Origin of the sequence: Streptomyces musisoli, from assembly GCF_016741855.1 — a bacterium.
In the GTDB taxonomy this organism is placed as follows: Bacteria; Actinomycetota; Actinomycetes; order Streptomycetales; family Streptomycetaceae; genus Streptomyces; species Streptomyces musisoli.
The window spans coordinates 213,356-237,571 of the sequence record NZ_JAERRH010000004.1; the positions used below are offsets into that span (position 1 = coordinate 213,356).

Below are 24,216 nucleotides of genomic sequence, written 5' to 3' on the forward strand. Positions count from 1 at the left end.
AGCCGGCCGGGCATGCCGACGTACCACGAGATCATGACCGCCGACCTGGCCACGCTCACCACCGCGGCCGAGCGCTGGGACGGTATGGCGGGCGAGTTCGCGAAGCAGGAGAAGGCGTACCGGCGGGACGTCCACGACGTGTCGGCCGGCCCCGCGCACTGGGCGGGCATGAGCGCGGAGGCGGCGCACGGGCGGTTCGCCGTGACGCTGAAGGAGTTCCAGTACGCGCAGACGGAGGCGAAGGCGATCGCCGCACTGCTGCGGGACGCCCACGCGCAGTTCGCCGAGCTGCGGACCCGGCTGAAGACGGCGCGCCGGGAGGCGCTGGCGGCGGGGATGCGGGTGTCGGACACCGGCTGTGTGTCGGCCGACCCCGACGGTCCGGCCGAGGACACGGACGAGTCGGCGGTGCGCTCCTGGCAGGACCGGATCGACAAGGCGGTACGGGACGTCACCGACGCGGACGACGGAGTCAGGACCGCGCTGAAGGCGGTGGTCGTCGACTCCGGCCCGCTGGTCGGGGGCCGGGGCTTCAACGGCCGGGCGACGGGGGACATCGAGAGGTACGAGGCCCTGGCGGCGGAGGAGTCCCTGGCGAAACTGGCCCGGGGCGGACAGCTGTCGGCGAAGGAACTGGCCGGGCTGGAGAGGCTGTTCCGCGACAACGCGGACGACGAGGCGTTCGCCCGGACCCTGCTGGGGGACCTGGGCCCGGACGGCACGATCCGGCTGACGAACAGGCTGAACGACCTGCTGCACATGGGCGTGGGCGGACGGAGCGGCTCGTTCCTGCACTCCTGCGCGGCGATCGAGGCCGGCCTGGCGGACTCGCTGGCCACGGCGACACACGACACGGACTCGCCGTGGTACCGGCACTGGCGGGCGGAGATGCGGCACGCGGGCACCGAGCGGTACGCCACGGAGGTGCAGGGGGCGCGGCTGGACCGGGCGGTGGGCTACCAGTCGCTGGTGACGCTGATGAAGGCGGGGCACGGGTATGCGCCGGCGATGCTGGCGGACCTGACCGACGACATGATCGCGGCGGAGAAGCGGGAGCCGGGGATCTGGCAGCTGAAGGGTGAGTACGCCGGCCGGCACGGGGGCTGGTTCGCCAACGATCCCGTGGACGGCGTGCTGGGCGTCATGAGCCGGGACCCGCAGGCGGCGGCGCGGTACCTGTCCTCGGACGCGCACATGAAGTACCTGATGCGGGAGAGGGACTGGAACGTCACGCTCGACGTGCGGCAGACGGCGACGTCCACGATGTACGCGGAGGGGCTCGACGCGGACGACCGTGCGGGGTTCGGGGCGGCGCTCCAGGCGGCGGCAACCGGGATCGATCCGGGGGCCCGGAATGCGCACTACGTGCCGCACGGCGCGCGGAACGAGGCCGTTCTCAGGTCGGCGCTCGGGTATGCGGCGGACGCGGGGGACGACTTGCCGGCGGCGCTGCGCAGGCCCATGGCCGACATCCTGGTCAACCACGGGGAGACGGTCCACGCCTCCATGAGCGAGATCGACATCGCCCGGTCGCCGCTGAAGCAGGAGCAGCTCTTCGAGGTGGCCAAGCAGATCTCCAAGGACAGGGACGCGTACGGGGTGCTCAACGGCGGTCTGAACCAGGCCATGGTCTCCGGGATCCATCACGACCACTCCCACTCGAACGAATCCCTCCTCCGCGCCGGCCGCACGGTCGGATTCCTGGAGGAGGCCAGGGTCCAGGCACAGGGCGACCCGAAAACCCCCGACTTCGAAGCAAAGCCCCTCTTCGACAAGGCCATCAGCTTCATCCCCGTAGCGGGCGACGACGTCCAGGAGGGCTTCGACTATGTGACGGGGAGATGGTTGGAGGACGAGCAGGAGAGGCTGGATGAGAAGCGGTCGCAGGACAACGCTGATGCCTACAAAGCGAGGAACGGCCAGTTGATGGCGCTTGTCGGCGAATGGAGCAAGGTCCGTGGGCGTGGAGGGGACATGTTTGAAAGCCAGGAACTCATCAACCGGTCGGCCGAAAATGGTGCATCGCATGCCAGGGGAGTCTCGGGGGATTAACCAGAATGAGTAGCTTTCGGGCGAGTCTCACAGGGGCCCTTCTTGTTCCCCTTCTGATTGCTGGCGTCTCCTGTGGCGGCACCGAACCACGGCTTCCCACGGCCATCTGCGGCACTCGCGTCAGTGGCAGCATTGCCCGGACGCTTGTGAAACCTGACCGAGACCTGCGGGAGTTCAACCGCGTCGACCGCGCTCAGGCGGTTTCGGCTCCGTGCAGCATTCTCTCAGGCGGCAAGACCGTCATGTCGTTCAACTTCTACTGGACGGTAGACGAGCCCGACGTGAGTCGTCTGCAGAGGGAATCGCTCCTGGACGTGGCTGAACCGCGGCGTATCGAAGCAAAGCACAAGACGTACATCGGAAACGATGGCGCATTGTCGACGACGGCGTGTGGCACCAGGGCCACCCGGTACTTCAGCCTTCTTGTGAGGCTGCCTCAACTGAATCCTGTTGACCGCACGCGGCGGCAGGACATCGAACGATTCATGCGGTCCTACTTTCCAGCCACCGTAAGAACTCTCAGCTGTTCTTGATTTCTCGGCCCTTGGTTCGCTTGATCAACTGTTCCCCTGTCGCGCGTCAGCGGGCGTTGAAGTTAGGTTAAGGGTTAGGCTTCAACTGTCCTACAGCTAGCCAGGGTTGTTGGCGCGGCTCGGGTATGCCAGAGGCGTAGACGGGGGTCTTGGTTCTCGGCGGGGAGCATTGGTGTCCAGGCGGCCGTAGGGGCGCGGCTGAATCAGTGCCCGGCCGATTCCGGCGGCGGAACGCGCGGCGGCGGAGAGCCGGACCCCGCCTCCATGCCCGCCGGGAAACGCGCCGCCGCGAACTCGAGTGAGCAGAACGTCGGACCCGGCAGCAGAGAGGCCGGCGATGCCGCCGGCGAGCTGAACGGCACGGGGCTGAGGCGTTCGACGTGAAGGACGGGCACGGCTGGCTCACGTAGGGGGCGGTCAACAAGGCGTACAAGACCTGGAGCGGTGCGAATGACTGCCGCCTACATCCGCGCGGAGACACGAGGCGCCTCCCCCTGGCAGGGCCCGGCCGGCGTACACCAGTCCGTCTCGGGGGATGCCCTGCTGCAGGTCGTGCGCGACTGCCGGACAGCCCCGCGGCCTATGCCACGGTGAGTGAGGGTGCCCACCCGGCACGTCGCCGCCGACCTCGCGAAGACTCCGCGCACCACCGGCCGGGACGCGCCGGGCCTGGACGCCCGGACGTTGGCCCGGGCCCTGGGGCTCGGCCGCGACGTGCGGCGTCACTCCCGGACGGCTCCCGCAGACGGCCTGCCCGAATCACTCCCGGACGACTCCCCGACAACGCGCTCCCAGCCCGCAGCGACGCTCTCGGCAACCTGCGGTGACTGCGGCAAGCTGCGGTGACGACGGCAAGCTGCGGTGACGACGGCAAGCTGCGGTGACTGCGGTGACTGCGGTGACTGCGGTGACTGCGGTGACTGCGGTGACTGCGGTGGCGGCGGGGTCGGAGGGGTTGGAGGGGCGGGGAGGCGGCGCCTCGGCGGGGGAGGCTCCCCGAGTCGCTCCGCCCCGCCTCGTCCCCGGTTTGACCTACGTCACCTTCGGGGTAATGTCTTCGGCTCGATTGGCGGAGGGCCTGCCCCATATGGCAGACTGTCGGAGTTGCTCGGTCGAGTGTTGATGCTGCGCGCCTCCCGCCGGGAGGACCGGAAGCGAGTCCCACAGTACTCGTCGTCCTAACTGCCTGATGGCAGCACTGGGACGGACGTACGGGAATCTTCCGGGAAGTGTGAGCGCGGCACCGGCCAGGCGCCCGGTGGGCCCGAGGTCCCCGGTCCGCGGTTTCCGGAAGGGCCGTGTGCATTCCGCAGGGATGTTCGAACAAGGGACATCTGTGTCAGCGGGAGCGCGACACGCCCGACCGCGTGGGTCGGAGAAACGAAGGCAGCAGAAGGAATCCGCCGGGTTCCAGAGCGTTAGAGAGACAGGACTACTGAGTAGCCATGGCGGGACAGAAGATCCGCATCCGGCTCAAGGCCTACGACCACGAGGTCATCGACTCCTCGGCGAAGAAGATCGTCGAGACGGTGACCCGCACTGGTGCGTCGGTCGCGGGCCCGGTGCCGCTGCCCACTGAGAAGAACGTGTACTGCGTCATCAAGTCGCCGCACAAGTACAAGGACTCGCGCGAGCACTTCGAGATGCGCACGCACAAGCGCCTGATCGACATTCTCGACCCCACCCCCAAGACCGTTGACTCTCTGATGCGACTCGACCTCCCGGCCGGTGTCGACATCGAGATCAAGCTCTGAGGGTCGGTGAGCTGAGAATGGCTAAGCAGATCAAGGGCATCCTGGGCGAGAAGCTCGGCATGACGCAGGTGTGGGACGAGAACAACCGTGTTGTTCCGGTCACCGTCGTCAAGGCCGGCCCCAACGTCGTCACCCAGGTCCGTACGAACGATGTCGACGGCTACGAGTCCGTCCAGATCGCTTTCGGCGAGATCGACCCGCGCAAGGTGAACAAGCCCCTCAAGGGCCACTTCGCCAAGGCCGACGTCACTCCCCGCCGCCACCTCGTCGAGATCCGTACCGCTGACGCCAGCGAGTACACCCTCGGCCAGGAGATCACCGCCGAGGTGTTCGAGGCCGGCATCAAGGTCGACGTGACCGGCAAGAGCAAGGGCAAGGGCTTCGCCGGTGTCATGAAGCGTCACAACTTCAAGGGCCTCGGCGCCGGACACGGCACCCAGCGCAAGCACCGCTCGCCCGGTTCCATCGGTGGCTGCGCCACCCCGGGCCGCGTGTTCAAGGGCCTCCGCATGGCGGGTCGCATGGGCAACGAGCGGGTCACCACCCAGAACCTGACCGTCCACGCCGTTGACGCGGAGAAGGGTCTGCTGCTCATCAAGGGCGCGGTTCCCGGTCCGAACGGCGGCCTCGTCCTGGTCCGCACCGCGGCCAAGGGGGCCTGAGGTAACCGATGAGCACTGTTGACATCCTTTCGCCGGCGGGCGACAAGGCCGGTTCCGTCGAGCTCCCCGCGGAGATCTTCGACGCCAAGGTCAGCGTTCCGCTGATCCACCAGGTCGTCGTCGCGCAGCTGGCCGCTGCCCGTCAGGGCACGCACAAGACGAAGACCCGTGGCGAGGTCCGTGGTGGTGGCAAGAAGCCTTACCGCCAGAAGGGCACCGGTCGCGCCCGTCAGGGTTCGACCCGCGCGCCGCAGTTCGCCGGTGGTGGCGTCGTGCACGGTCCCGTGCCGCGTGACTACTCGCAGCGCACCCCGAAGAAGATGAAGGCCGCCGCCCTGCGCGGTGCCCTCACCGACCGGGCGCGTCACAACCGCATCCACGTCGTCTCCGGCGTGGTCGAGGGTGCGATCTCCACCAAGGCCGCCAAGAGCCTGTTCGGCAAGATCTCGGAGCGCAAGAACCTGCTCCTGGTCGTCGAGCGTGCCGACGAGGCCGCGTGGCTGTCCGCCCGCAACCTGCCCCAGGTCCACATCCTGGAGCCGGGCCAGCTGAACACGTACGACGTTCTCGTCTCGGACGACGTGGTCTTCACCCAGGCCGCTTTCGAGTCCTTCGTGTCTGGCCCCAAGGCCGCTGACACCGAAGGGAGCGAGGCCTGATGGCTACGCGTCACCCGAGCATTGCCTCGAAGGCCGCCAAGGCCGCCAAGGCCGCGCGCGTCGCCAAGGCGCGTCGCCACGCCGCCGAGGGCAAGAACACCGTCGAGACCCCGCTGAGCAAGTCGTTCACGGACCCCCGTGACGTCCTGGTGAAGCCGGTCGTCTCCGAGAAGAGCTACGCGCTCCTCGACGAGAACAAGTACACGTTCATCGTCGCCCCGGGCGCCAACAAGACCCAGATCAAGCAGGCCGTCCAGGCGGTCTTCGACGTCAAGGTCACCGGGGTCAACACGATCAACCGCGCCGGCAAGCGCAAGCGCACGAAGACCGGCTTCGGTCAGCGTGCCGCCACCAAGCGCGCGATCGTGACCCTCGCCGAGGGCGACCGTATCGACATCTTCGGCGGTCCGACCGCCTAAGGGCGGTCTGGATCGTCCGATATCGGACGAGGACTGAGAAATGGGAATCCGCAAGTACAAGCCGACTACGCCGGGCCGTCGTGGCGCCAGCGTCGCCGACTTCGTCGAGGTCACGCGGTCCACGCCGGAGAAGTCGCTGGTCCGTCCCCTGCACAGCAAGGGCGGCCGTAACAACGCCGGTCGTGTGACCGTTCGCCACCAGGGTGGCGGACACAAGCGCGCCTACCGTGTGATCGACTTCCGTCGTCACGACAAGGACGGCGTGCCGGCGAAGGTCGCGCACATCGAGTACGACCCCAACCGCACCGCGCGCATCGCGCTGCTGCACTACGCCGACGGCGAGAAGCGCTACATCCTCGCCCCGCGCAACCTGCAGCAGGGTGACCGCGTCGAGAACGGTCCCGGGGCCGACATCAAGCCGGGCAACAACCTGGCCCTCCGCAACATCCCGGTCGGTACCACGATCCACGCGATCGAGCTCCGTCCCGGTGGCGGTGCCAAGTTCGCCCGCTCCGCCGGTGCCTCCGTGCAGCTGCTCGCGAAGGAGGGCTCGATGGCCCACCTCCGCATGCCGTCCGGTGAGATCCGCCTGGTCGACGTCCGCTGCCGCGCCACCATCGGTGAGGTCGGCAACGCCGAGCAGAGCAACATCAACTGGGGTAAGGCCGGCCGTAAGCGGTGGCTGGGCGTTCGCCCGACCGTCCGTGGTGTCGTCATGAACCCGGTTGACCACCCGCACGGTGGTGGTGAGGGCCGGACCTCCGGTGGTCGCCACCCTGTGTCCCCGTGGGGCAAGAAGGAAGGCCGTACTCGTTCGCCCAAGAAGGCGTCGAACAAGTACATCGTCCGCCGCCGCAAGACGAACAAGAAGCGCTAAGGACGGGTTGAGATGCCTCGTAGCCTGAAGAAGGGGCCCTTCGTCGACGACCACCTGATCAAGAAGGTGGACGCCCAGAACGAAGCCGGCACCAAGAACGTCATCAAGACCTGGTCCCGCCGCTCGATGATCGTCCCGGCCATGCTCGGCCACACGCTGGCGGTGCACAACGGCAAGACCCACATCCCGGTGTTCGTCACCGAGTCGATGGTCGGCCACAAGCTCGGCGAGTTCTCGCCGACGCGCACCTTCCGGGGCCACGTCAAGGAAGACCGGAAGTCGAAGCGCCGCTAGTAGCGGATCGCATTCAGACACGTAAGTAACTCTGAAGGGACAACCATGGAAGCCAGGGCCCAGGCGCGGTACATCCGCGTCACGCCCATGAAGGCCCGCCGTGTGGTGGACCTCATCCGTGGCATGGACGCCACGGAGGCCCAGGCTGTTCTGCGATTCGCTCCGCAGGCAGCCTCCGTGCCGGTCGGCAAGGTGCTCGACAGCGCCATCGCCAACGCCGCGCACAACTACGACCACACCGACGCCGACAGCCTCTACATCTCCGAGGCCTACGTCGACGAGGGCCCGACCCTGAAGCGGTTCCGGCCGCGCGCCCAGGGCCGTGCCTACCGGATCCGCAAGCGGACCAGCCACATCACCGTGGTCGTCAGCAGCAAGGAAGGAACCCGGTAATGGGCCAGAAGGTAAACCCGCACGGGTTCCGGCTCGGTGTCACGACCGACTTCAAGTCGCGTTGGTACGCCGACAAGCTGTACAAGGACTACGTCAAGGAAGACGTCGCCATCCGTCGGATGATGACGTCCGGCATGGAGCGCGCCGGCATCTCGAAGGTTGAGATCGAGCGCACCCGTGACCGCGTGCGTGTGGACATCCACACCGCTCGTCCGGGCATCGTCATCGGCCGCCGTGGCGCCGAGGCCGACCGCATCCGCGGCGACCTCGAGAAGCTCACGGGCAAGCAGGTCCAGCTGAACATCCTCGAGGTCAAGAACCCCGAGACCGACGCTCAGCTGGTTGCCCAGGCCGTTGCCGAGCAGCTCTCCTCCCGCGTCTCCTTCCGCCGCGCCATGCGTAAGAGCATGCAGTCGGCGATGAAGGCCGGCGCCAAGGGCATCAAGATCCAGTGCGGTGGCCGCCTCGGCGGCGCCGAGATGTCCCGCTCGGAGTTCTACCGCGAGGGCCGCGTGCCCCTGCACACGCTCCGTGCGAACGTGGACTACGGCTTCTTCGAGGCCAAGACGACCTTCGGCCGCATCGGCGTGAAGGTCTGGATCTACAAGGGCGACGTCAAGAACATCGCCGAGGTCCGCGCCGAGAACGCTGCGGCCCGTGCGGGTAACCGCCCGGCCCGTGGCGGTGCCGACCGCCCGGCCCGTGGTGGCCGTGGTGGCGAGCGGCGCGGTCGCAAGCCGCAGCAGGCTGCCGGCGCCGAGGCCCCCAAGGCCGAGGCTCCCGCGTCCGCTCCGGCTGAGAGCACCGGAACGGAGGCCTGACCGAAATGCTGATCCCCCGTAGGGTCAAGCACCGCAAGCAGCACCACCCGAAGCGCAACGGTATGTCCAAGGGTGGAACGCAGGTTGCGTTCGGCGAGTACGGCATCCAGGCGCTGACCCCGGCCTACGTCACGAACCGCCAGATCGAGGCGGCTCGTATCGCGATGACCCGTCACATCAAGCGTGGCGGCAAGGTCTGGATCAACATCTACCCGGACCGTCCGCTCACCAAGAAGCCGGCCGAGACCCGCATGGGTTCCGGTAAGGGTTCTCCGGAGTGGTGGATCGCCAACGTCAAGCCCGGACGTGTGATGTTCGAGCTGTCGTACCCCAACGAGAAGATCGCCCGTGAGGCGCTGACCCGTGCGGCCCACAAGCTGCCGATGAAGTGCCGGATCGTCAAGCGCGAGGCAGGTGAAGCGTGATGTCGGCCGGTACCAAGGCGTCCGAGCTGCGCGAGCTGGGCAACGAGGAGCTTCTGGCGAAGCTCCGCGAGGCCAAGGAAGAGCTGTTCAACCTCCGCTTCCAGGCGGCGACGGGTCAGCTCGAGAACCACGGTCGGCTGAAGGCCGTCCGTAAGGACATCGCGCGGATCTACACCCTGATGCGTGAGCGCGAGCTGGGCATCGAGACGGTGGAGAGCGCCTGATGAGTGAGAGCAACGTGACTGAGCAGACTGCAGAGGCCCGCGGCTTCCGCAAGACCCGCGAGGGTCTCGTCGTCAGCGACAAGATGGACAAGACCGTCGTCGTCGCCGTCGAGGACCGCGTCAAGCACGCGCTGTACGGCAAGGTCATCCGCCGTACCAACAAGCTCAAGGCGCACGACGAGCAGAACGCCGCGGGTGTCGGCGACCGCGTCCTCCTCATGGAGACCCGGCCGCTCTCCGCGACGAAGCGCTGGCGCGTCGTCGAGATCCTCGAGAAGGCCAAGTAGGTAATTCGCGCAAGCGAATTCCAGAAGATACGCCTGTGGGGCTAACCCCGCAGGTCAGTTCCGCCAGGCTCGGCAGGGGTCCTCTGTATGAGGCCCCTGCCGGGAACCGGCAGACGATCAGGAGATAGACGTGATCCAGCAGGAGTCGCGACTGCGCGTCGCCGACAACACTGGTGCGAAGGAAATCCTTTGCATCCGTGTGCTCGGTGGCTCCGGTCGCCGCTACGCGGGCATCGGTGACGTCATCGTCGCCACCGTCAAGGACGCGATCCCGGGTGGCAACGTGAAGAAGGGTGACGTCGTCAAGGCGGTCATCGTTCGCACCGTCAAGGAGCGCCGCCGTCCGGACGGCTCGTACATCCGCTTCGACGAGAACGCCGCCGTCATTCTGAAGAACGACGGCGACCCTCGCGGCACCCGCATCTTCGGCCCGGTCGGGCGTGAGCTGCGCGAGAAGAAGTTCATGAAGATCATCTCGCTGGCTCCGGAGGTGCTGTAAGCATGAAGATCAAGAAGGGCGACCTGGTCCAGGTCATCACCGGTAAGGACAAGGGCAAGCAGGGCAAGGTCATTGCCGCTTACCCGCGCGAGGAGCGCGTCCTGGTCGAGGGTGTCAACCGGGTCAAGAAGCACACCAAGGCCGGCCCGACCGCCAGCGGTTCCCAGGCCGGCGGCATCGTGACCACCGAGGCCCCCATCCACGTGTCCAACGTTCAGCTGGTCGTGGAGAAGGACGGTCAGAAGGTCGTCACGCGTGTCGGTTACCGCTTCGACGACGAAGGCAACAAGATCCGCGTTGCCAAGCGGACGGGTGAGGACATCTGATGGCTACCACCACCACTCCGCGTCTGAAGCAGAAGTACCGCGAGGAGATCGCGGGCAAGCTGCGTGACGAGTTCAAGTACGAGAACGTCATGCAGGTTCCCGGCCTCGTCAAGATCGTGGTCAACATGGGTGTCGGCGACGCCGCCCGTGACTCGAAGCTGATCGAGGGCGCGATCCGCGACCTGACCACCATCACCGGTCAGAAGCCGGCCGTCACCAAGGCCCGCAAGTCCATCGCGCAGTTCAAGCTGCGTGAGGGCCAGCCGATCGGTGCCCACGTCACGCTCCGTGGCGACCGCATGTGGGAGTTCCTGGACCGCACCCTGTCGCTCGCGCTGCCGCGCATCCGCGACTTCCGCGGCCTGTCCCCCAAGCAGTTCGACGGCCGTGGCAACTACACCTTCGGTCTCACGGAGCAGGTCATGTTCCACGAGATCGACCAGGACAAGATCGACCGTACCCGGGGCATGGACATCACCGTGGTCACCACGGCGACCAACGACGCTGAGGGCCGCGCGCTCCTTCGTCACCTCGGCTTCCCGTTCAAGGAGGCGTGAGCGAGATGGCGAAGAAGGCTCTGATTGCCAAGGCTGCTCGCAAGCCCAAGTTCGGTGTGCGTGGCTACACGCGCTGCCAGCGCTGCGGCCGTCCGCACTCCGTGTACCGCAAGTTCGGCCTGTGCCGTGTGTGCCTTCGTGAGATGGCTCACCGCGGCGAGCTGCCGGGCGTGACCAAGAGCTCCTGGTAAATCCCTTATCAGGGATTCCGGAGACTCTCGGTAAGCATCTGGGTCGGCAGAGGCCCGGTCCCGCATGCCTTAGGCTAGTGGGGTTGGGCGTCTGCCGCCCGTACGACTTACTACGCCGTAGGTCCACCGCGCCGCACCCGTCCCGTCTCGGATCGGGGAGAGGGATGGCGCACCAGGAAACCCCGGCGAGAGAGGCCGAAGGCCAATTCATGACCATGACTGATCCGATCGCAGACATGCTTACGCGTCTGCGGAACGCGAACTCGGCATACCACGACTCCGTGACGATGCCGGCGTCGAAGATCAAGTCGCACATCGCGGAGATCCTCCAGCAGGAGGGCTTCATCACGGGCTGGAAGGTCGAGGACGCCGAGGTCGGCAAGAACCTCGTTCTCGAGCTGAAGTTCGGCCCGAACCGCGAGCGCTCCATCGCGGGCATCAAGCGCATCTCCAAGCCCGGTCTCCGGGTGTACGCGAAGTCCACCAACCTGCCGAAGGTGCTCGGCGGCCTGGGCGTGGCGATCATCTCCACGTCGCACGGGCTCCTCACCGACAAGCAGGCCGGCAAGAAGGGCGTGGGTGGGGAAGTCCTCGCCTACGTCTGGTAGCAGAAGGGAACGGAGGAAACAGCTATGTCGCGCATCGGCAAGCTCCCCATCGCGGTTCCCGCCGGCGTGGACGTCACCATCGACGGCCGTACGGTCAAGGTCAAGGGCCCCAAGGGCGAGCTGACCCACACCGTCGTGGCACCGATCGAGATCGTCAAGGGCGAGGACGGCGTTCTGAACGTCACCCGCCCGAACGACGAGCGTCAGAACAAGGCCCTGCACGGCCTGTCCCGCACGCTGGTGGCGAACATGATCACCGGCGTGACCCAGGGTTACGTGAAGAAGCTCGAGATCAGTGGTGTCGGTTACCGCGTGACCGCCAAGGGTGCGAACCTCGAGTTCGCGCTGGGCTACAGCCACCCGATCGTCGTCGAGGCCCCCGAGGGCATCACCTTCAAGGTGGAGGCCCCCACCCGGTTCTCGGTCGAGGGCATCGACAAGCAGAAGGTCGGCGAGGTTGCGGCCAACATCCGCAAGCTGCGCAAGCCTGACCCGTACAAGGCCAAGGGCGTCAAGTACGAGGGCGAAGTCATCCGCCGCAAGGTCGGAAAGGCGGGTAAGTAAGCCATGGCATACGGGCAGAAGATCCTCAAGGGCGACGCCTACAAGCGCGCCGCGATCAAGCGCCGTCACATCCGGATCCGCAAGAACCTTTCCGGTACGGCGGAGCGTCCCCGTCTGGTCGTGACCCGCTCCAACCGCCACATCGTGGCGCAGGTGATCGACGACCTGAAGGGCCACACCCTGGCGTCGGCGTCCACTCTGGACAGCTCGATCCGCGGTGGCGAGGGCGACAAGTCCGCGCAGGCCAAGCAGGTCGGCGCCCTGGTCGCCGAGCGCGCCAAGGCCGCCGGTGTCGAGGCCGTCGTGTTCGACCGTGGTGGCAACCAGTACGCCGGGCGCATCGCCGCCCTGGCGGACGCCGCCCGCGAGGCCGGGCTCAGGTTCTGAGCCGCCGTAGCTAGCGGAAAAGAGAGAGGTAAATCCAATGGCTGGACCCCAGCGCCGCGGTGGCGGTGCCGGTGGCGGCGAGCGGCGGGACCGGAAGGGCCGTGACGGCGGCGCTGCTGCCGCCGAGAAGACCGCGTACGTTGAGCGCGTTGTCGCGATCAACCGCGTCGCCAAGGTTGTGAAGGGTGGTCGTCGCTTCAGCTTCACCGCGCTGGTCGTGGTGGGCGACGGTGACGGCACCGTGGGTGTCGGTTACGGCAAGGCCAAGGAGGTGCCGGCCGCCATCGCCAAGGGTGTTGAGGAGGCCAAGAAGCACTTCTTCAAGGTCCCCCGTATCCAGGGCACCATCCCGCACCCCATCCAGGGTGAGAAGGCTGCCGGCGTCGTGCTGCTCAAGCCCGCGTCCCCGGGTACCGGTGTTATCGCCGGTGGTCCGGTGCGTGCCGTGCTCGAGTGCGCCGGTATCCACGACGTGCTGTCGAAGTCGCTCGGCTCCGACAACGCGATCAACATCGTGCACGCGACCGTGGAGGCCCTGAAGGGTCTGCAGCGTCCCGAGGAGATCGCGGCCCGCCGTGGTCTGCCGCTCGAGGACGTCGCCCCCGCGGCTCTTCTCCGTGCGCGTGCCGGGGCGGGTGCGTAATCATGGCGCAGCTGAAGATTACGCAGGTCAAGTCCTACATCGGCAGCAAGCAGAACCACCGTGACACCCTGCGTTCCCTTGGTCTCAAGGGCATCAACACGCAGGTCGTCAAGGAGGACCGCCCCGAGTTCCGCGGCATGGTGCACACCGTCCGCCACCTCGTGACGGTCGAGGAGGTCGACTGATCATGGCGGAGCAGAACCCGCTCAAGATCCACAACCTCCGTCCCGCCCCGGGCGCCAAGACCGCCAAGACCCGTGTCGGTCGTGGTGAGGCGTCGAAGGGTAAGACGGCCGGTCGTGGTACCAAGGGCACCAAGGCCCGCTACCAGGTTCCGGAGCGCTTCGAGGGTGGCCAGATGCCGCTCCACATGCGCCTCCCGAAGCTGAAGGGCTTCAAGAACCCGTTCAAGACCGAGTTCCAGGTCGTGAACCTCGACAAGCTGGCCGCGCTCTACCCCGAGGGTGGCGAGGTCACGGTCGAGGGTCTGGTGGCCAAGGGTGCCGTTCGCAAGAACAGCCTCGTCAAGGTCCTCGGCCAGGGCGAGATCTCCGTGGCGCTGCAGGTGACGGTCGACGCCGTCTCCGGCTCCGCCAAGGAGAAGATCACTGCCGCCGGCGGTTCGGTCACCGAGCTCGTCTGAGTCCGGTGCTGAGCTGACGCTCGGTATGCACGTAATGAGGGGCAGGAACCCGGTGGGGTTCCTGCCCCTCATCGTTGTTTTCGCGGCCCTGACTCAGCGGCGGAGGGCTTCCGCGGGCTGAACGGGGCTCGCCCGCCAGGCCGGCCCGCCCGCGCGGGCGCCTCGGCGTGGCGGGGGAGCGGCCGAGGGGGCGGCGAACGGCCGAGGGGGCGGGGAGGGACCGAGGGGCGGGGGAGCGGCCGGAGGGGCGGCGGGCCGAGCCGTCGGCACCGGGGCGACGGGCGACACGACGAGCGTCCCTCGCGCCGGGCCGCCGTCGGCGGTTCCGCGAAAAGGAGGGCATACTCCCTCGGTCGTTTCGGGAAGGGCAGTCCCGCAGGTAAGGTGACGTACACTGCCCACTTTGATTGGGTGCTTCACGTGGGGCACTCTGAGCGGCAGTTGACCGTTACGTACTTGTCGAACCTCACACCGTCACCCTTGACGCAGTTGCGCGGGGGTCGCAGGAGGCACCGTGCTCACCGCGTTCGCCCGGGCGTTCAGGACGCCCGACCTGCGCAAGAAGCTGCTGTTCACGCTGGGCATCATCGTGGTGTACCGGGCCGGCACGCACATCCCGATCCCGGGCGTCAACTACAGGAACGTCCAGCAGTGTGTCCGCGAGGCCTCCGGTAACCAGGGTCTCTTCGGGCTGGTCAACATGTTCAGCGGTGGTGCGCTGCTGCAGATCACGATCTTCGCGCTCGGGATCATGCCGTACATCACGGCCAGCATCATCCTCCAGCTGCTGACGGTCGTGATCCCACGCCTGGAAGCGCTCAAGAAGGAGGGTCAGGCCGGCACTGCGAAGATCACGCAGTACACCCGCTACCTGACCGTGGCGCTGGCCATCCTCCAGGGCACCGGCCTGGTGGCCACCGCCCGCAGTGGTGCTCTGTTCGGAAACTGCTCGGTGGCGAACCAGATCGTTCCCGACCAGGCGATCTTCACGACCATCACCATGGTCATCTGCATGACGGCGGGTACGGCCGTCGTGATGTGGCTCGGTGAGCTGATCACCGACCGCGGTATCGGCAACGGCATGTCGATCCTGATGTTCATCTCGATCGCCGCGACCTTCCCGTCCGCGCTGTGGGCCATCAAGAAGCAGGGCACCCTGGCCGGCGGCTGGATCGAGTTCGGCACCGTCATCGTCGTGGGCCTGGTCATGGTCGCGCTCGTCGTCTTCGTCGAGCAGGCCCAGCGCCGCGTCCCGGTGCAGTACGCGAAGCGCATGATCGGTCGCCGGTCCTACGGCGGTACGTCCACGTACATCCCGCTCAAGGTGAACCAGGCGGGTGTGATTCCCGTCATCTTCGCCTCCTCGCTGCTCTACATCCCGGCGCTCGTGGCGCAGTTCTCGGGGGGCCGGTCGGGCTGGAAGACCTGGGTCGAGCAGAACCTGACCAAGGGCGACCACCCGATTTACATCACTTCGTACTTCTTGCTCATCGTTTTCTTCGCGTTCTTCTACGTCGCTATCTCCTTCAACCCCGAGGAAGTAGCCGACAACATGAAGAAGTATGGTGGCTTCATCCCGGGCATCCGGGCTGGCCGACCGACCGCTGAGTATCTCAGTTATGTACTCAACCGGATCACCTGGCCGGGTTCGCTGTATCTGGGTCTGATCGCTCTCGTACCGACGATGGCGTTGGTTGGCTTCGGTTCCCAGGGGAACTTCCCGTTCGGCGGGACCAGCATCCTCATCATCGTGGGTGTCGGCCTCGAGACGGTGAAGCAGATCGAGAGCCAGCTCCAGCAGCGCAATTACGAAGGGTTCCTCCGCTGATGCGTATCGTCCTCGTCGGACCGCCGGGTGCCGGTAAGGGAACGCAAGCCGTCCGCCTCGCCGAGAAGCTCCACATCCCGCACATCTCCACGGGCGACCTGTTCCGCGCCAACATCAGCCAGCAGACGGAGCTCGGGAAACTCGCGAAGTCCTACATGGACGCCGGCAACCTCGTACCCGACGAGGTGACCATCGCGATGGCCAAGGACCGCATGGAGCAGGCCGACGCGGAGAACGGCTTCCTGCTGGACGGCTTCCCGCGGAACGTCTCGCAGGCCGAGGCCCTGGACCAGCTGCTCCAGACCGAGGGCATCACCCTGGACGCGGTCCTGGACCTCGAGGTCCCCGAGGACGAGGTCGTCAAGCGGATCGCCGGCCGGCGCATCTGCCGCAACGACTCCTCGCACGTCTTCCACGTGTCGTACAACGCGCCGAAGCAGGAGGGCGTGTGCGACGTCTGCGGCGGCGAGCTGTACCAGCGTGACGACGACCGCGAGGAGACCGTCCGCACGCGGCTGGAGGTCTACCACACGCAGACCGAGCCGATCATCGACTACTACAAGTCGCAGGGTCTGGTCGTGACCATCTCCTCGCTGGGCCCGGTGGCGGAGATCACCGAGCGCGCGCTGGAGGCCCTCAAGCGCGAGAAGGCCGAGAAGTAGTCCCCGGTCCTTCCGGCCGCGGTGCCCTCCCACGGACCTGGTCCGGGGGACCCTGAGGGCGCCGCGGCCGTACTGTTGTGTACGTATCCCAGCCGACGTGAGTGACGGAGAGCGCAGGCCACCCATGGTGCAGATCAAGACCCCCGAGCAGATCGCGAAGATGCGGGCGGCGGGCCTGGTCGTAGCCGCCATCCACGCGGCCACGCGCGAAGCGGCCGTCCCCGGCGCGACCACCAAGGACCTGGACGAGGTGGCCCGCAAGGTCCTCGCCGAGCACGGTGCGAAGTCGAACTTCCTGGGTTACGGCGGCTTCCCCGCCACCATCTGCACGTCCGTGAACGACGTCGTCGTCCACGGCATCCCCTCCGACGACGTCGTCCTCAAGGACGGCGACGTCATCTCCATCGACTGCGGCGCGATCGTCGACGGCTGGCACGGCGACGCCGCCTACACGGCCTTCGTGGGCTCCGGCCACGCTCCGGAACTCATCGAGCTCTCCCGGGTGACCGAGGAGTCGATGTGGGCCGGCATCGCGGCCATGAAGCAGGGCAACCGCCTGGTGGACGTATCCCGGGCGATCGAGACGTACATCCGCCGCCAGCCGAAGCCGGGCGGCGGCAAGTACGGGATCATCGAGGACTACGGCGGCCACGGCATCGGCACCGAGATGCACATGGACCCGCACCTGCTGAACTACGTCGACCGCCGCCGCGGCAAGGGCCCCAAGCTGGTCCCCGGCTTCTGCCTCGCCATCGAGCCGATGGTCTCCCTCGGCACCCCGCGCACCGAGGTCCTGGAAGACGACTGGACCGTCATCACCACGGACGGCACCTGGTCCTCCCACTGGGAGCACTCGGTCGCCCTGACCGAGCAGGGCCCGCTGGTCCTGACGGCGCCCGACGGCGGCAAGGCCAAGCTCGCCGAGTACGGCATCACGGCCGCCCCCGACCCCCTGGCTTAGGGATCACCCTGATGGGGCAGACTTTCCCGATTCGCCTTTCCGGGTGCGCCGACGTAGACTGACTCGTCGGCTCTCGTGCACCCGCATGTCCGCATGCGCTCGCACATGCCTCCTCTGGCAAGCCAGAGAGTCGATCAAGGTAGTCGATTCGAAGGGCGAAGCGTGGCCAAGAAGCAAGGTGCCATCGAGATCGAGGGCACTGTCGTCGAGTCTCTGCCGAACGCCATGTTCAAGGTCGAGCTCCAGAACGGCCACCAGGTCCTGGCACACATCAGCGGCAAGATGCGTATGCACTACATCCGCATCCTCCCTGACGACCGGGTCGTGGTGGAGCTGTCTCCGTACGACCTGACGCGTGGCCGGATCGTCTACCGGTACAAGTAGATCTTGCCCGCGCCCCGGGCCCGCCCGGTGCGATGGCACTGACCCGGAGAACCTCACCCCATGAAGGTCAAGCCGAGCGTCAAGAAGATCTGCGACAAGTGCAGGGTGATCCGCCGTCACGGCCGGGTCATGGTCATCTGCGAGAACCCGCGCCACAAGCAGCGCCAGGGCTGACGCACGACCATCACCCTCTGCACCTCTATCGCAGAGTTTCGCGCGACGCGAGCTGAATATGTTCATACGCAGAGCCCGAGCCCACCAGCTCGACACCCCCGGTTCGGAGGCCGGGGACCCGGTTCGTACCTAGTACGGCGGCCGGGAGCCGGCTCTGTGGAAGACCTCCGAAGATTCACCAGGAGCCATTGAATGGCACGCGTTTCCGGTGTTGACATCCCGCGCGAAAAGCGCGTGGAGGTCGCCCTCACCTACGTGTTCGGCATCGGCCGGACCCTCTCGCAGGAGACGCTGGCAGCGACCGGCGTCGACCCGAACACCCGCGTTCGCGACCTCTCCGAGGAGCAGCTCGTCGCGATTCGTGAGTACGTCGACAACAACATCAAGACCGAGGGTGACCTCCGTCGCGAGATCCAGGCCGACATCCGCCGCAAGGTCGAGATCGGTTGCTACCAGGGTCTCCGTCACCGTCGCGGTCTGCCCGTCCGCGGTCAGCGCACCAGCACCAACGCCCGCACCCGCAAGGGCCCGCGTCGCGCCATCGCCGGCAAGAAGAAGCCGGGCAAGAAGTAGTCCGCAGCGGACACCTGTTCACGGTCTTCGCTGTAGGACCGACCACCTCCCGTAGGAGTTAGTAGATGCCCCCCAAGGGACGTCAGGGCGCTGCCAAGAAGGTGCGCCGCAAGGAAAAGAAGAACGTCGCTCACGGCCACGCGCACATCAAGAGCACGTTCAACAACACGATCGTGTCGATCACGGACCCGTCCGGCAACGTGATCTCCTGGGCCTCCGCCGGCCACGTCGGCTTCAAGGGCTCCCGGAAGTCCACGCCGTTCGCCGCGCAGATGGCCGCCGAGTCGGCTGCCCGCCGCGCCCAGGAGCACGGCATGCGCAAGGTCGACGTGTTCGTCAAGGGCCCGGGCTCCGGTCGTGAGACCGCGATCCGCTCCCTGCAGGCCACGGGCCTCGAGGTCGGCTCCATCCAGGACGTCACCCCGACCCCGCACAACGGCTGCCGCCCGCCGAAGCGCCGCCGCGTCTGACGCACGGCTGCTTCGCCGAGCAGTGCAGGGGGTGTGGGGGATTTCCCCGCACAGAGCGTCGGGCGGTACGGCTCCTTCGGGCCGTGCCGCCCGTACCCTTGCAGTACCCGCACTTTTCACGGGTGCGGTTTCCGTCGGGCGTCAAATAGCGGGCGTCCACGAAAGAAGGATCTGATCCACACATGCTGATCGCTCAGCGTCCCTCGTTGACCGAAGAGGTCGTCGACGAGTTCCGCTCCCGGTTCGTGATCGAGCCGCTGGAGCCGGGCTTCGGTTACACCCTCGGCAACTCCCTCCGCCGTACCCTCCTCTCCTCGATCCCCGGTGCCGCTGTCACCAGCATCCGGATCGACGGCGTGCTGCACGAGTTCACCACCGTGCCGGGCGTCAAGGAGGACGTCACCGACCTGATCCTCAACATCAAGCAGCTGGTCGTCTCCTCGGAGCACGACGAGCCGGTCGTGATGTACCTGCGCAAGCAGGGCCCGGGTCTGGTCACCGCCGCCGACATCGCGCCCCCGGCCGGTGTCGAGGTGCACAACCCCGACCTCGTCCTCGCCACGCTCAACGGCAAGGGCAAGCTGGAGATGGAGCTGACCGTCGAGCGCGGTCGCGGTTACGTCTCCGCCGTGCAGAACAAGCAGGTGGGCCAGGAGATCGGCCGTATCCCGGTCGACTCCATCTACTCGCCGGTTCTCAAGGTCACCTACAAGGTCGAGGCCACGCGTGTCGAGCAGCGCACCGACTTCGACAAGCTGATCGTCGACGTCGAGACCAAGCAGGCGATGCGTCCCCGTGACGCCATGGCCTCCGCCGGTAAGACGCTGGTCGAGCTGTTCGGTCTCGCCCGCGAGCTGAACATCGACGCCGAGGGCATCGACATGGGCCCGTCCCCGACGGACGCCGCCCTGGCCGCCGACCTCGCGCTGCCGATCGAGGAGCTGGAACTCACCGTCCGCTCCTACAACTGCCTCAAGCGCGAGGGCATCCACTCCGTGGGTGAGCTCGTCGCCCGCTCCGAGGCCGACCTCCTGGACATCCGCAACTTCGGTGCGAAGTCCATCGACGAGGTCAAGGCGAAGCTGGCCGGCATGGGCCTGGCCCTGAAGGACAGCCCGCCCGGATTCGACCCGACCGCCGCCGCGGACGCCTTCGGTGCGGACGACGACGCGGACGCCGGTTTCGTCGAGACCGAGCAGTACTAAGAACTCGGGCTTACCGGTCCGTTTTCGGCTGCCGGCCCGCCTTGGCTGGTCGCGCAGTTCCCCGCGCCCCTTCGGGGGTGCGGACCCTCCGGGGCGCCCCTGCGGGGACGCCCCGGATCTCCGACGGGCAACCGCTCGCTCGGATACTGACTCCGGTACCTGATACGGCCGGGGCAGACACACAGGAGAAGAACCATGCCGAAGCCCACCAAGGGTGCCCGTCTGGGCGGCAGCGCCGCGCACGAGAAGCTCCTCCTCGCGAACCTCGCGAAGAGCCTCTTCGAGCACGGCCGTATCACCACCACCGAGGCGAAGGCCCGCCGCCTGCGCCCGTACGCCGAGCGTCTGATCACCAAGGCGAAGAAGGGCGACCTTCACAACCGCCGTCAGGTGCTTCAGGTCATCACGGACAAGGGCGTCGTCCACACGCTCTTCACCGAGATCGGCCCGCGCTACGAGAACCGTCCCGGTGGCTACACCCGCATCACCAAGATCGGTAACCGCCGTGGCGACAACGCGCCCATGGCTGTCATCGAGCTGGTCGAGGCGCTGACGGTGCAGCAGAAGGCCGTGGGTGAGGCCGAGGCCGCCACCAAGCGTGCGGTCAAGGAGGCCGACGAGGCCAAGGTCGAGGAGACCAAGGTCGAGGAGACCGAGGCCACCGAGGCTCCGGCCGAGGAGTCGAAGGACGCGTAAGCGTTCTGCCGGGGGCCGTGCGCAGACGGCTGCGGCCCAGCCGTGGTCGCGCGCGTTCCCCGCGCCCCCCGAGGGCGTTGCGGGCCCGTTCCTTTCCCAGGAACGGGCCCGCTTTCGTGCACCTGAGAGGATCCCCCTGTGAGTGAAGCAGCAGCACCCGGTTACGTACGCATCCGCCTCGACCTCTCCTACGACGGCACCGACTTCCACGGCTGGGCCAAGCAGGCCGGCGGGAGGCGGACCGTGCAGGGGGAGATCGAGGACGCCCTGCGCACGGTGACGCGGTCACGGGAGACGTACGAGCTGACCGTGGCCGGCCGGACCGATGCCGGGGTGCACGCGCGTGGGCAGGTGGCCCATGTCGATCTGCCCGTCGAACTGTGGACGGAGCACGGGGAGAAGCTGCTCAAGCGGCTCGCCGGGCGGCTGCCGAAGGATGTGCGGGTGTGGCGGCTCACCGAGGCGCTGGCCGGCTTCAACGCCCGGTTCTCGGCGGTCTGGCGGCGCTACGCGTACCGGGTCACCGACAACCCCGGCGGAGTGGACCCGCTGCTGCGCGGCCATGTGCTCTGGCACGACTGGCCGCTCGACGTGGACGCCATGAACGAGGCCGCCCGCGCGCTGGTCGGGGAGCACGACTTCGCCGCCTACTGCAAGAAGCGGGAGGGGGCGACCACGATCCGCACACTCCAGGAGCTGAGCCTGGCCAGGGGCGGCGACGGGATCATCACCGCCACCGTCCGCGCCGACGCCTTCTGCCACAACATGGTGCGGTCGCTGATCGGCGCGCTGCTGTTCGTCGGGGACGGGCACCGGGGCCCGGAGTGGCCCGGGAAGGTGCTCGCCGCAGGGGTGCGGGACTCCGCCGTCCATGTGGTACGGCCGCACGGGCTGACCCTGGAGGAGGTCGGCTACCCCGCCGACGAGCTGCTCGCGGCCCGGTACAAGGAGGCGCGGAACAAGCGCTCGCTTCCCCTGGCACCGGGCTGCGCGACCTGTTAACCGCGCCCGCCCCGCTGCTGACCGGCCGCGCCCGTCCCGCTATTGCCCCGCTGCTGACCGGCCGCGCCCGCCCCGCTACTGACCTGCCGCGGCCGCCCCGCTACTGACCTGCCGCGGCCGAGGCCTGGGCCTGGCCGCGGCGGTAGATCTGGTTGACGGTGAACTGGGCCAGGTCGTTGCCCACGCCGAAGACCTGGGTGTCCTTCTTGGTGACGTCCTTGCCGTTGGTGAAGCCGGCCACCGTGAAGTAGGCGTAGCGGCCGTAGGCGTTCCGCGTCGAGCGGCAGAACGCGCCGTCGCAGAAGTTCTTGACGCCCTTGCCGAACAGGGAGCGCACGATGCTCCGGTCGTCGGTCTGCGCCTTGGCCTTCGTCGCCTTGGCGGCGTCGTCGAAGACGGCGACACCGACGGTGACAGCGATGTCGCCCTTGGTGTAGGTGGCGCGCATCAGGCGGGTGCAGCCGTTGGCGGTGAGGGCCTTGGGCAGCGTGCCGCCGGCGGCGGTGGCGCAGCTGCGGGTGTCGGCCGTCGGGCCCTTCTTGTACACCGTGCCGCCCATGGTCAGCTGCTTGCCCGGGAACAGGGTGTCGGGGCTCAGCGGGGCGGTGTCCTTCTTGGCGCTGGACACGAAGTCCTTGGGATCCAGCGGCGGCGGGGCGCTGGTGGGCGCGAAGGACGGCGTCGCGGTGCCGGAGCCGGGCAGCGAGGCGCTGGCGGGCAGGTTGCTGGGCCCGGCCTGCGGATCGCCGTCGTTCGCGGAGACGACGGCCATCGCGACCGCGGTGCCTATCGCGACCGTGGCGAGGGCGCCGCCGGCTATGTACAGCAGCTTGCGGCGCTTGTTGCGCGACTCCGAGGCCTCGGCGAGCGCGGCCCAGTCCGGAGTGCCGTCGTCGGCTCCGCTGTTCCACGGCTGCTGGGAATTCGGTTTCCAGGGATCCCACTGAGACTGGGGTCCCCCCTGCCCGTAACTCATGGGGCGCATCTTAGACGGGGGGCGGAGGGTGCAGGGGCGCGTCAGGCGGCATGCCTTGTTTGTCCGCCGACATGAGGGGGAAGGGCCTCGTTTTGACCCGTACAGGGGCCTACAGGTAACCTGCTTCTTCGTTGTGTATTGGCTTGCTCATTCTCACGGGACGGGCCCTTACACCGGTCCACCGGGCCGATGACCAGCGATCAGCACGCGGTTTGCGTCACCGCGGTGCGGTCGAGGCTGTCGTGATCGTTTCGGTGACCTGTTCAGGACCATTCACTCGAAGCGAAGGCTACGAACCGTGCGTACGTACAGCCCCAAGCCCGGCGATGTGACGCGCCAGTGGCACGTCATCGACGCTCAGGACGTTGTCCTGGGCCGTCTCGCCACCACCGCTGCGACCCTCCTGCGGGGCAAGCACAAGCCGATCTACGCGCCGCACGTCGACGCTGGTGACTTCGTCATCATCATCAACGCCGACAAGGTGCACCTGTCCGGCAACAAGCGGACCCAGAAGATGGCGTACCGCCACTCCGGCTACCCGGGTGGTCTGCGCTCCGTCCGCTACGACGAGCTGCTCGACAAGAACCCCGAGAAGGCCATCGAGAAGGCCGTCAAGGGCATGCTCCCCAAGAACTCCCTTGGCCGTCAGATGCTGTCGAAGCTGAAGGTCTACAAGGGTGACCAGCACCCGCACGCTGCCCAGCAGCCGGTGCCGTTCGAGATCACCCAGGTCGCGCAGTAAGTCCGGCCACCCCCTAAGACTGAACAGAATCTGAGGAGAATCGTGGCCGAGACCACTGCCGAGCAGCCGCTCGAAGAGCTTGACATCGACAGCTACACCACCGAGTCCGAGGTCCCCGTCGAGGGCGAGTACACCTCGGAGTCCATGGCCTCCCGCTTCGGCGAGCCGCAGCCGGCCGCCGGCCTGGGCCGCCGCAAGAACGCCATCGCCCGCGTCCGGATCGTTCCGGGCACCGGCAAGTGGAAGATCAACGGTCGCACCCTCGAGGACTACTTCCCGAACAAGGTGCACCAGCAGGAAGTCAACGAGCCCTTCAAGGTCCTGGAGCTCGAGGGCCGTTACGACGTCATCGCCCGCATCGCGGGTGGCGGTGTCTCCGGTCAGGCCGGTGCCCTCCGTCTCGGTGTCGCCCGTGCGCTGAACGAGGCCGACGTCGACAACAACCGTGGCCCGCTGAAGAAGGCCGGCTTCCTGAAGCGCGACGACCGTGCGGTCGAGCGCAAGAAGGCCGGTCTGAAGAAGGCCCGCAAGGCTCCGCAGTACAGCAAGCGCTAAGCTTCGCTGCCTGCTCGTACGTGGTGCGGGCTTCGGCCCCGACGTACTCCGAACGCCCCGGCGGCACGCCACATGTGCCTCCGGGGCGTTCGTTTATCCCAGCCAAGGGCGTATAACGACACAAGACGCTCAGAGGCTTGTGTGATCGGATGCCGGGGCGCCTGCCACCC

36 protein-coding genes are annotated in these 24,216 nt (G+C 67.3%); 35 read left to right on the plus strand and 1 reads right to left on the minus strand.

Annotation, left to right across the window (positions count from 1 at the left end):
* Nucleotides 1-12: 12 nt before the first annotated feature.
* The 33 genes from JK361_RS13555 (at nt 13) to truA (ending at nt 21,773) form a co-directional block, all read left to right on the plus strand.
* Entirely contained in the window at nt 13-2,052 is a 2,040-nt protein-coding gene (locus JK361_RS13555; RefSeq protein ID WP_201816808.1) for a hypothetical protein, read from the plus strand.
* Between the two features lie 1,127 nt (nt 2,053-3,179).
* On the plus strand, nt 3,180-3,431 hold the full coding sequence (locus JK361_RS13560) for a hypothetical protein (RefSeq protein ID WP_201816810.1): 252 nt from the start codon (nt 3,180-3,182) through the stop codon (nt 3,429-3,431).
* A 599-nt stretch (nt 3,432-4,030) separates the two neighbouring features.
* Nucleotides 4,031-4,339 carry a 30S ribosomal protein S10 gene (rpsJ, locus tag JK361_RS13565; RefSeq protein WP_003948644.1) on the plus strand — a complete coding sequence of 103 codons (309 nt, stop codon included), beginning with the start codon at nt 4,031-4,033 and terminating at the stop codon, nt 4,337-4,339.
* A gap of 17 nt (nt 4,340-4,356) precedes the next feature.
* Nucleotides 4,357-5,001: a 50S ribosomal protein L3 gene (gene rplC, locus JK361_RS13570; RefSeq protein WP_020135811.1), complete on the plus strand. Its 645-nt coding sequence runs from the start codon at nt 4,357-4,359 to the stop codon at nt 4,999-5,001.
* Between the two features lie 8 nt (nt 5,002-5,009).
* On the plus strand, nt 5,010-5,660 hold the full coding sequence (rplD, locus tag JK361_RS13575; RefSeq protein WP_201816812.1) for a 50S ribosomal protein L4: 651 nt from the start codon (nt 5,010-5,012) through the stop codon (nt 5,658-5,660).
* The gene (gene rplW, locus JK361_RS13580; protein ID WP_201816813.1) at nt 5,660-6,079 is read left to right on the plus strand and encodes a 50S ribosomal protein L23; all 420 of its coding nucleotides are present in this window, start codon (nt 5,660-5,662) and stop codon (nt 6,077-6,079) included. The genes rplD and rplW overlap by 1 nt, the downstream gene beginning before the upstream one ends.
* 40 nt (nt 6,080-6,119) lie before the next feature.
* Nucleotides 6,120-6,956, plus strand: coding sequence for a 50S ribosomal protein L2 (gene rplB, locus JK361_RS13585; protein ID WP_031167077.1), 837 nt, complete (start codon nt 6,120-6,122; stop codon nt 6,954-6,956).
* A gap of 12 nt (nt 6,957-6,968) precedes the next feature.
* Nucleotides 6,969-7,250 (plus strand): 30S ribosomal protein S19, encoded by a 282-nt coding sequence (rpsS, locus tag JK361_RS13590; protein WP_023547380.1) that lies wholly within the window; start codon nt 6,969-6,971, stop codon nt 7,248-7,250.
* A gap of 45 nt (nt 7,251-7,295) precedes the next feature.
* Nucleotides 7,296-7,643 (plus strand): 50S ribosomal protein L22, encoded by a 348-nt coding sequence (rplV, locus tag JK361_RS13595; RefSeq protein ID WP_019329637.1) that lies wholly within the window; start codon nt 7,296-7,298, stop codon nt 7,641-7,643.
* Nucleotides 7,643-8,464, plus strand: a complete 822-nt coding sequence (rpsC, locus tag JK361_RS13600) for a 30S ribosomal protein S3 (RefSeq protein ID WP_003998826.1) — start codon at nt 7,643-7,645, stop codon at nt 8,462-8,464. The genes rplV and rpsC overlap by 1 nt, the downstream gene beginning before the upstream one ends.
* 5 nt (nt 8,465-8,469) lie before the next feature.
* Complete coding sequence (rplP, locus tag JK361_RS13605) at nt 8,470-8,889, plus strand: 50S ribosomal protein L16 (RefSeq protein ID WP_009190136.1); 420 nt, start codon at nt 8,470-8,472, stop codon at nt 8,887-8,889.
* Nucleotides 8,889-9,113 (plus strand): 50S ribosomal protein L29, encoded by a 225-nt coding sequence (gene rpmC, locus JK361_RS13610; protein ID WP_003974259.1) that lies wholly within the window; start codon nt 8,889-8,891, stop codon nt 9,111-9,113. Before rplP ends, rpmC begins: the two co-directional genes overlap by 1 nt.
* Nucleotides 9,113-9,400, plus strand: a complete 288-nt coding sequence (gene rpsQ / locus JK361_RS13615) for a 30S ribosomal protein S17 (protein ID WP_003992363.1) — start codon at nt 9,113-9,115, stop codon at nt 9,398-9,400. The genes rpmC and rpsQ overlap by 1 nt, the downstream gene beginning before the upstream one ends.
* A 130-nt stretch (nt 9,401-9,530) precedes the next feature.
* Nucleotides 9,531-9,899, plus strand: a complete 369-nt coding sequence (rplN, locus tag JK361_RS13620) for a 50S ribosomal protein L14 (RefSeq protein WP_003998823.1) — start codon at nt 9,531-9,533, stop codon at nt 9,897-9,899.
* A 2-nt stretch (nt 9,900-9,901) separates the two neighbouring features.
* Nucleotides 9,902-10,225 (plus strand): 50S ribosomal protein L24, encoded by a 324-nt coding sequence (rplX, locus tag JK361_RS13625; RefSeq protein WP_086726220.1) that lies wholly within the window; start codon nt 9,902-9,904, stop codon nt 10,223-10,225.
* The gene (gene rplE, locus JK361_RS13630) at nt 10,225-10,782 is read left to right on the plus strand and encodes a 50S ribosomal protein L5 (protein ID WP_061920719.1); all 558 of its coding nucleotides are present in this window, start codon (nt 10,225-10,227) and stop codon (nt 10,780-10,782) included. Before rplX ends, rplE begins: the two co-directional genes overlap by 1 nt.
* A 5-nt stretch (nt 10,783-10,787) precedes the next feature.
* On the plus strand, nt 10,788-10,973 hold the full coding sequence (locus JK361_RS13635) for a type Z 30S ribosomal protein S14 (protein ID WP_003948630.1): 186 nt from the start codon (nt 10,788-10,790) through the stop codon (nt 10,971-10,973).
* A gap of 209 nt (nt 10,974-11,182) precedes the next feature.
* The gene (gene rpsH / locus JK361_RS13640; RefSeq protein WP_007384075.1) at nt 11,183-11,581 is read left to right on the plus strand and encodes a 30S ribosomal protein S8; all 399 of its coding nucleotides are present in this window, start codon (nt 11,183-11,185) and stop codon (nt 11,579-11,581) included.
* Between the two features lie 24 nt (nt 11,582-11,605).
* Nucleotides 11,606-12,145, plus strand: a complete 540-nt coding sequence (gene rplF / locus JK361_RS13645; protein ID WP_201816815.1) for a 50S ribosomal protein L6 — start codon at nt 11,606-11,608, stop codon at nt 12,143-12,145.
* Nucleotides 12,146-12,148: 3 nt separating this feature from the next.
* Nucleotides 12,149-12,532, plus strand: a complete 384-nt coding sequence (rplR, locus tag JK361_RS13650) for a 50S ribosomal protein L18 (protein WP_067045323.1) — start codon at nt 12,149-12,151, stop codon at nt 12,530-12,532.
* A gap of 37 nt (nt 12,533-12,569) precedes the next feature.
* Nucleotides 12,570-13,175: a 30S ribosomal protein S5 gene (rpsE, locus tag JK361_RS13655; RefSeq protein WP_009190144.1), complete on the plus strand. Its 606-nt coding sequence runs from the start codon at nt 12,570-12,572 to the stop codon at nt 13,173-13,175.
* Between the two features lie 2 nt (nt 13,176-13,177).
* Complete coding sequence (rpmD, locus tag JK361_RS13660; protein WP_003974250.1) at nt 13,178-13,360, plus strand: 50S ribosomal protein L30; 183 nt, start codon at nt 13,178-13,180, stop codon at nt 13,358-13,360.
* A gap of 2 nt (nt 13,361-13,362) precedes the next feature.
* Nucleotides 13,363-13,818, plus strand: coding sequence for a 50S ribosomal protein L15 (gene rplO / locus JK361_RS13665; protein WP_030839644.1), 456 nt, complete (start codon nt 13,363-13,365; stop codon nt 13,816-13,818).
* 514 nt (nt 13,819-14,332) lie between these two features.
* Nucleotides 14,333-15,646 carry a preprotein translocase subunit SecY gene (secY, locus tag JK361_RS13670; protein WP_201816816.1) on the plus strand — a complete coding sequence of 438 codons (1,314 nt, stop codon included), beginning with the start codon at nt 14,333-14,335 and terminating at the stop codon, nt 15,644-15,646.
* The gene (locus JK361_RS13675; protein ID WP_201816818.1) at nt 15,646-16,308 is read left to right on the plus strand and encodes an adenylate kinase; all 663 of its coding nucleotides are present in this window, start codon (nt 15,646-15,648) and stop codon (nt 16,306-16,308) included. Before secY ends, JK361_RS13675 begins: the two co-directional genes overlap by 1 nt.
* A gap of 124 nt (nt 16,309-16,432) precedes the next feature.
* A complete protein-coding gene (gene map / locus JK361_RS13680) occupies nt 16,433-17,269 on the plus strand; it encodes a type I methionyl aminopeptidase (protein WP_201817592.1) in 837 nt (278 codons plus the stop codon).
* Nucleotides 17,270-17,431: 162 nt separating this feature from the next.
* Nucleotides 17,432-17,653, plus strand: coding sequence for a translation initiation factor IF-1 (infA, locus tag JK361_RS13685; RefSeq protein ID WP_003948620.1), 222 nt, complete (start codon nt 17,432-17,434; stop codon nt 17,651-17,653).
* A gap of 60 nt (nt 17,654-17,713) precedes the next feature.
* The gene (gene rpmJ / locus JK361_RS13690; RefSeq protein ID WP_003998809.1) at nt 17,714-17,827 is read left to right on the plus strand and encodes a 50S ribosomal protein L36; all 114 of its coding nucleotides are present in this window, start codon (nt 17,714-17,716) and stop codon (nt 17,825-17,827) included.
* Between the two features lie 192 nt (nt 17,828-18,019).
* Nucleotides 18,020-18,400, plus strand: coding sequence for a 30S ribosomal protein S13 (rpsM, locus tag JK361_RS13695; RefSeq protein ID WP_030811707.1), 381 nt, complete (start codon nt 18,020-18,022; stop codon nt 18,398-18,400).
* A gap of 65 nt (nt 18,401-18,465) precedes the next feature.
* On the plus strand, nt 18,466-18,870 hold the full coding sequence (gene rpsK, locus JK361_RS13700) for a 30S ribosomal protein S11 (RefSeq protein WP_003956432.1): 405 nt from the start codon (nt 18,466-18,468) through the stop codon (nt 18,868-18,870).
* Between the two features lie 182 nt (nt 18,871-19,052).
* Nucleotides 19,053-20,075, plus strand: coding sequence for a DNA-directed RNA polymerase subunit alpha (locus JK361_RS13705; protein WP_003966937.1), 1,023 nt, complete (start codon nt 19,053-19,055; stop codon nt 20,073-20,075).
* A 195-nt stretch (nt 20,076-20,270) separates the two neighbouring features.
* Entirely contained in the window at nt 20,271-20,771 is a 501-nt protein-coding gene (rplQ, locus tag JK361_RS13710; protein ID WP_201816821.1) for a 50S ribosomal protein L17, read from the plus strand.
* A 138-nt stretch (nt 20,772-20,909) separates the two neighbouring features.
* A complete protein-coding gene (gene truA / locus JK361_RS13715) occupies nt 20,910-21,773 on the plus strand; it encodes a tRNA pseudouridine(38-40) synthase TruA (protein WP_201816824.1) in 864 nt (287 codons plus the stop codon).
* Nucleotides 21,774-21,873: 100 nt separating this feature from the next.
* Here the strand turns inward: truA and JK361_RS13720 are convergent, their stop codons facing one another.
* Nucleotides 21,874-22,749: a hypothetical protein gene (locus JK361_RS13720; RefSeq protein WP_201816827.1), complete on the minus strand. Its 876-nt coding sequence runs from the start codon at nt 22,747-22,749 to the stop codon at nt 21,874-21,876.
* 298 nt (nt 22,750-23,047) lie between these two features.
* On the opposite strand from JK361_RS13720, the gene rplM reads away from it, so the two are divergent.
* A complete protein-coding gene (gene rplM, locus JK361_RS13725; protein ID WP_014674395.1) occupies nt 23,048-23,491 on the plus strand; it encodes a 50S ribosomal protein L13 in 444 nt (147 codons plus the stop codon).
* Nucleotides 23,492-23,533: 42 nt separating this feature from the next.
* Nucleotides 23,534-24,046, plus strand: coding sequence for a 30S ribosomal protein S9 (rpsI, locus tag JK361_RS13730; protein WP_004927169.1), 513 nt, complete (start codon nt 23,534-23,536; stop codon nt 24,044-24,046).
* Nucleotides 24,047-24,216 lie beyond the last annotated feature (170 nt).

Excerpts from the sequence above, each read along its gene's own strand:
- rpmC (WP_003974259.1), top strand. The coding sequence starts at position 8,889 with ATGTCGGCCGGTACCAAGGCGTCCGAGCTGCGCGAGCTGGGCAACGAG.
- rpsM (WP_030811707.1), top strand. The coding sequence starts at position 18,020 with ATGGCACGCGTTTCCGGTGTTGACATCCCGCGCGAAAAGCGCGTGGAG.
- rplF (WP_201816815.1), top strand. The coding sequence starts at position 11,606 with ATGTCGCGCATCGGCAAGCTCCCCATCGCGGTTCCCGCCGGCGTGGAC.
- JK361_RS13720 (WP_201816827.1), bottom strand. The coding sequence starts at position 22,749 with ATGAGTTACGGGCAGGGGGGACCCCAGTCTCAGTGGGATCCCTGGAAA.
- map (WP_201817592.1), top strand. The coding sequence starts at position 16,433 with ATGGTGCAGATCAAGACCCCCGAGCAGATCGCGAAGATGCGGGCGGCG.
- rpsQ (WP_003992363.1), top strand. The coding sequence starts at position 9,113 with ATGAGTGAGAGCAACGTGACTGAGCAGACTGCAGAGGCCCGCGGCTTC.
- rplV (WP_019329637.1), top strand. The coding sequence starts at position 7,296 with ATGGAAGCCAGGGCCCAGGCGCGGTACATCCGCGTCACGCCCATGAAG.
- rplC (WP_020135811.1), top strand. The coding sequence starts at position 4,357 with ATGGCTAAGCAGATCAAGGGCATCCTGGGCGAGAAGCTCGGCATGACG.
- rpsJ (WP_003948644.1), top strand. The coding sequence starts at position 4,031 with ATGGCGGGACAGAAGATCCGCATCCGGCTCAAGGCCTACGACCACGAG.
- rpsE (WP_009190144.1), top strand. The coding sequence starts at position 12,570 with ATGGCTGGACCCCAGCGCCGCGGTGGCGGTGCCGGTGGCGGCGAGCGG.
- rpsK (WP_003956432.1), top strand. The coding sequence starts at position 18,466 with ATGCCCCCCAAGGGACGTCAGGGCGCTGCCAAGAAGGTGCGCCGCAAG.
- rplR (WP_067045323.1), top strand. The coding sequence starts at position 12,149 with ATGGCATACGGGCAGAAGATCCTCAAGGGCGACGCCTACAAGCGCGCC.
- rplO (WP_030839644.1), top strand. The coding sequence starts at position 13,363 with ATGGCGGAGCAGAACCCGCTCAAGATCCACAACCTCCGTCCCGCCCCG.
- JK361_RS13675 (WP_201816818.1), top strand. The coding sequence starts at position 15,646 with ATGCGTATCGTCCTCGTCGGACCGCCGGGTGCCGGTAAGGGAACGCAA.
- JK361_RS13635 (WP_003948630.1), top strand. The coding sequence starts at position 10,788 with ATGGCGAAGAAGGCTCTGATTGCCAAGGCTGCTCGCAAGCCCAAGTTC.
- rpsH (WP_007384075.1), top strand. The coding sequence starts at position 11,183 with ATGACCATGACTGATCCGATCGCAGACATGCTTACGCGTCTGCGGAAC.
- rplB (WP_031167077.1), top strand. The coding sequence starts at position 6,120 with ATGGGAATCCGCAAGTACAAGCCGACTACGCCGGGCCGTCGTGGCGCC.
- rpsS (WP_023547380.1), top strand. The coding sequence starts at position 6,969 with ATGCCTCGTAGCCTGAAGAAGGGGCCCTTCGTCGACGACCACCTGATC.
- rplX (WP_086726220.1), top strand. The coding sequence starts at position 9,902 with ATGAAGATCAAGAAGGGCGACCTGGTCCAGGTCATCACCGGTAAGGAC.
- rplE (WP_061920719.1), top strand. The coding sequence starts at position 10,225 with ATGGCTACCACCACCACTCCGCGTCTGAAGCAGAAGTACCGCGAGGAG.
- rpmD (WP_003974250.1), top strand. The coding sequence starts at position 13,178 with ATGGCGCAGCTGAAGATTACGCAGGTCAAGTCCTACATCGGCAGCAAG.
- rplD (WP_201816812.1), top strand. The coding sequence starts at position 5,010 with ATGAGCACTGTTGACATCCTTTCGCCGGCGGGCGACAAGGCCGGTTCC.
- rpsC (WP_003998826.1), top strand. The coding sequence starts at position 7,643 with ATGGGCCAGAAGGTAAACCCGCACGGGTTCCGGCTCGGTGTCACGACC.
- rplW (WP_201816813.1), top strand. The coding sequence starts at position 5,660 with ATGGCTACGCGTCACCCGAGCATTGCCTCGAAGGCCGCCAAGGCCGCC.
- rpmJ (WP_003998809.1), top strand. The coding sequence starts at position 17,714 with ATGAAGGTCAAGCCGAGCGTCAAGAAGATCTGCGACAAGTGCAGGGTG.
- JK361_RS13555 (WP_201816808.1), top strand. The coding sequence starts at position 13 with ATGCCGACGTACCACGAGATCATGACCGCCGACCTGGCCACGCTCACC.
- JK361_RS13705 (WP_003966937.1), top strand. The coding sequence starts at position 19,053 with ATGCTGATCGCTCAGCGTCCCTCGTTGACCGAAGAGGTCGTCGACGAG.
- rplQ (WP_201816821.1), top strand. The coding sequence starts at position 20,271 with ATGCCGAAGCCCACCAAGGGTGCCCGTCTGGGCGGCAGCGCCGCGCAC.
- rplP (WP_009190136.1), top strand. The coding sequence starts at position 8,470 with ATGCTGATCCCCCGTAGGGTCAAGCACCGCAAGCAGCACCACCCGAAG.